5 protein-coding genes and 1 pseudogene are annotated in these 3,713 nt (G+C 67.8%); 2 read left to right on the top strand and 4 right to left on the bottom strand.

The features are described 5' to 3' along the window. Together U9980_RS24635 and U9980_RS24640 are read right to left on the bottom strand one after the other, a co-directional pair. On the bottom strand, positions 1–193 hold a 193-nt coding region (locus tag U9980_RS24635), incomplete at its 3' end, for a hypothetical protein (RefSeq protein WP_322770113.1). After that, positions 190–495: a hypothetical protein gene (locus U9980_RS24640; protein WP_322770114.1), complete on the bottom strand. Its 306-nt coding sequence runs from the start codon at positions 493–495 to the stop codon at positions 190–192. The genes U9980_RS24640 and U9980_RS24635, both read right to left, overlap by 4 nt. A gap of 120 nt (positions 496–615) precedes the next feature. On the opposite strand from U9980_RS24640, the pseudogene U9980_RS24645 reads away from it, so the two are divergent. Next, positions 616–891 (top strand): annotated as a pseudogene (locus U9980_RS24645) (integrase core domain-containing protein); the annotation flags it as partial. A 25-nt stretch (positions 892–916) separates the two neighbouring features. Beyond that, positions 917–1,975, top strand: coding sequence for a hypothetical protein (locus U9980_RS24650; protein WP_322770115.1), 1,059 nt, complete (start codon positions 917–919; stop codon positions 1,973–1,975). A gap of 26 nt (positions 1,976–2,001) precedes the next feature. Here U9980_RS24650 and U9980_RS24655 read toward each other — a convergent pair whose 3' ends face one another. Both U9980_RS24655 and U9980_RS24660 read right to left on the bottom strand, forming a co-directional pair. Further along, a complete protein-coding gene (locus U9980_RS24655; protein WP_322770116.1) occupies positions 2,002–2,832 on the bottom strand; it encodes a hypothetical protein in 831 nt (276 codons plus the stop codon). Positions 2,833–2,972: 140 nt separating this feature from the next. Then, positions 2,973–3,584 (bottom strand): hypothetical protein, encoded by a 612-nt coding sequence (locus U9980_RS24660; protein WP_322770117.1) that lies wholly within the window; start codon positions 3,582–3,584, stop codon positions 2,973–2,975. Between the last annotated feature and the right edge of the window lie 129 nt (positions 3,585–3,713).

Below are 3,713 nucleotides of genomic sequence, written 5' to 3' on the forward strand. Positions count from 1 at the left end.
CCGTGCTGGTAGCCGCCTCACCAATCCACGCCCCGCCGACCGTGCCCGCGACACCCTGCCGCAGCAGGCTGGCGGCATCCGCCAACCCCCGAGCCGCGCTGAGGTACTGCTCAGCCAGACGGCGCACCTCAAACGGATCACCAGTCGGTCTGGGGAGTCCGTCCAAGGGATCGTCATGACCGAACAGGCTCACGGCGGACCGCCGGGCACCGGCGCAGCGTCAGCGAGCGCCTCATCGAGCCCCTGGTACCCGGCTGCGGCAAGTTCGATGGCTTCCGCCAAAGCGCTCGTGACCTGGCCTAGCAGTTGGATCTGCTGACGCCAGGCTGGATGAAAGCGGCCAAGGGCCGCATCAACCGCCGGGTCCTTGGTTCCGTCAACGGTCCCCAGCCTCTGGACGACACCGGCCGCGGTCTCTGCCTGATGGTTGACCGTTGAGGCAAAGGTATGGAGCGCGTCATAGTCAACTGTGACGGACGGCGTGCCATCGGCCACGCGCTGATCTCCCCTCCTTGGCCCAGGCCCGCGCCAGGCGGTGCGACGAACTGTGCCCGTTCAGCTTCAATGGGACATACTGGCACGAGAGAGTGCGGGAGGCCAGCAAGTGATGAGGGCTGCCGCAAACAAGGAATACGCCGGAGGCAGCTGACGGTGTATGCCGACCGCGGCAGCTCCATGACCTCCAAACCCGTGACGTTCCTGTTCGCCGACCTGGGAAAAGTCCAGTCCCACTCCAGGCCGAGAACCTCGAACGATAGCCCCTACTCTGAGTCCCAGTTCAAAACCCTCAAATACCGGCCCGGTTATCCCAGGACCTTGGATAGCGTCGACACCGCCCGCGCCTGGTGTCGCGAGTTCTTCGACTACTACAACAACGACCACCGCCAGTCTTGACCCACTGTGGGCGAAAGACGGAATGGCATACGGCTGGGAGGAACTGATCGTGCTCATGCAACGCCGCACGCTGCTCGGCGTCTCTGGGGTTGCCCTCGCGGCCGTCATCCAGGAGTGGCTCATCGCCGACCCAGCCCGCATCGGTGCCGCGCTCAGCGGCCGGCGGATCGACAACACGATCATCACCGACCTCGGAAGCCGACTCGATGCCCTACGTCGGATGGATGACGCCTTGGGCGGCAACGCCATCTATGGTGTGGCCAGCGAGGAACTCAAGCTCGTCATCCGGCTGCTGAAGCACAGTTCGTACAACGAGGGCCACGGGGCGGCCCTCCACGCATCAGCCGCGGAACTCGCCCGCCTGACCGGCTTTGCAGCCTTTGACTCCGGCCGCCATGAGGCGGCACAACGCTACTGGGCACTCGGCCTACGCGCCGCCCACGAGGCTGGCCAACCAGCCCTTGGCGCCAACATCATCCGCAACATGGCGGAGCAGGCCACCTGGTACGGCAATCCCGTCCACGCCGTCGGCATGCTCCGCGCGGCCCGAGCCGGTGCCCGCGGCACCATGACCGCCACCGAAGCCGCCGCCAACGCCGGGGCCCTCGCCCAAGCCCACGGACGGGCCGGGAACCGCGGCGCGGCGCACGCCGCCATCGATGAGGCCTACGGGCTGATCGAGCAGCGCCGGCCCGCGGAAGATCCTGCTTACGTCTACTGGATCGGACCGTCGGTCATCGCCTTCTGGGCCAGTGAAGCACTGCTGTCCAGCGGTAATCCCGCAGCCGCAATACCCCATTTCGAACAGGTCATCGCCAGCGTCGACGCCAGCCTGCCACGGGACCAGGTCGAATACCTCGCCCGCTTCGGCATCGCCCACACCCGCGCCGGCAACCCCGAGGCCGGACTGGAACTCGGCCGGGAGGTAGTCGACCAAGCCGCCAGGCTGTCGTCCCAGCTGGCCCGGCATGATCTTCAGGTGCTGCAGCAGGAGCTTACGGCCACCGGCCACCCGGGCACCGGCGAGCTGGCCGACTACGCCCGGGCGACCCTGCCGCCGGCGGCCACGACCATCCCCTGATCGTGGCTCTATACAAGCAATTTTGATCAAAGGTGATGGCCGCGGTCGGATGGCCGCCCTGACTCCGGCTCCCCGGACAATGCCGGCAACAGCTCGACCAGCCCGGCCCACACCTCCTTGGCGCTGACCGGCACCAGCCGGACCACTGTCTGAGAGTCGATGTCCTCGGCGCACAGCGGCTCGGCCGGTGCCTCCCGCCGCCAGAACCCGGCCGGACCGGCATCAATGACGACCAACGACCGCAACTGCACATCGCCGGGGGCCGCTCGCTGTCCAGCCGGCCCACCATCCCAACTGACCGTCACCCGCCAGGAGAGCTTGTAGCCGGACAACACCGCGGCCAGCTGGGTGATATCGGCCTCCCGGATCGGCGGCTGATGCCTACGGCCGGCTGCACGGATGATCGCGATGGCCTCGGACCGGTCAGCGACCCCCACCGCGTCTACCGCCGTGAACGCCCGATCGACGAAGGCCATCGGGACAGAAGCCGGGGAACGGGCGGCCACACCGCCGGACGCGGCGACTGGCGGCAACCGAAGGTCGACCATCCGAGCGATGGCCGGAACCAACAAGGCCGGCTCCAGCGGAGCGTGCTCGACGATGTCACTGCCCGGCCAAGCCTCCACCGTCCAGGCGATGCGACCCCGGATCGCCACACCATGGCTGAGGATGCCGGTCGGCGCGTTGGTCTCGACGTGCACCAGCAAATCCGGTACCGCCCAGGCCCGGACCATCTCGACCGCGGCCAGGGTGACATCCCCGTCGTCGACGATGCCAGCCGTGGTGAGAGCGACAAGATCCGGTCTTAGTTCGTTCTCGACCGTGCCCGGATGGATCAGCTGCCCGAGAGCCGCCAAGTGGCGCGGCCCAGGGCGGTGTCCGCTGTTTGGGCAATGGACTGCGTACCGTAGCCGTCGTGGCCGCGCTGGCCCGCTCGGCTGGTTTCCTCGACGGACATTGCAGTCCCCCTCGCGCTGTTACGCCCCGGCCCAGCGCATCAAAACCCGAAGACCGGGTGGTAGGCAGAGCTGGGGATCGCCGTGAAGGCCAGTAGAGCCACGCTGATGTCCAGGTCATCGGCGTGGGCGGTGAAGACGCCATGCAGCCGACGGGTGAAGAAGATGCGCTCGCCACCAGCGCGCTCGATACGGGCGCCGACCGGACCAACGCCGCGCACCCACCACAACCGGCCGTCGGCCTCGATCCGCACGGCGGAGGCCCGCTTGCTCAGGTCGGTGGTGAGGGCGCGCAGCAGTCCGCCGCGAACCCCCGGTTGGCTGACCCGCCCGGAGACAGGACCGGCCGGACTGTGCACGACAAACCGCACCGGCGGCTCCATGACGATGGAGCGGATGAAGTCGTGTTTCAGTTTGATCGTGTCGCGCACCGGGATCATCTCCGCCGGCCAGATGCCTTCCCCCCACACGACACGCTTGCCGAAGGGCCCGCCCGACGGATGCCCCTGGGGGATCAGGCCGCCGGCCACCCGGCCGCAGCCTTCCAGCATCCGGGCGCTATCCACCAGAGCGCCCTCCGGAGCACCGGGGATCTCCTCCGGGGAAACGTCACCTCGCCGCCAGATCCGAAGGGCGCGGTTTCCCGCGCTCATGACACCAGCCTGGCGACGAGGCTGCAGGTGGTGGTCATCGTCCTGGGATCTCCCTGCGGTCGGCGGTTGGGGCACACACCCTGATGCACTGCCTGATGCACTACGTAGCCGATTGTGGACATATATAGC

This window comes from Protofrankia sp. Cr1 (genome assembly GCF_963555865.1).
Lineage (GTDB): Bacteria > Actinomycetota > Actinomycetes > Frankiales > Frankiaceae > Protofrankia.

Bases quoted from the DNA above. Each gene is read 5' to 3' on its own strand.
- U9980_RS24650 (WP_322770115.1), top strand. From the start codon at position 917: ATGGCATACGGCTGGGAGGAACTGATCGTGCTCATGCAACGCCGCACG.
- U9980_RS24660 (WP_322770117.1), bottom strand. From the start codon at position 3,584: ATGAGCGCGGGAAACCGCGCCCTTCGGATCTGGCGGCGAGGTGACGTT.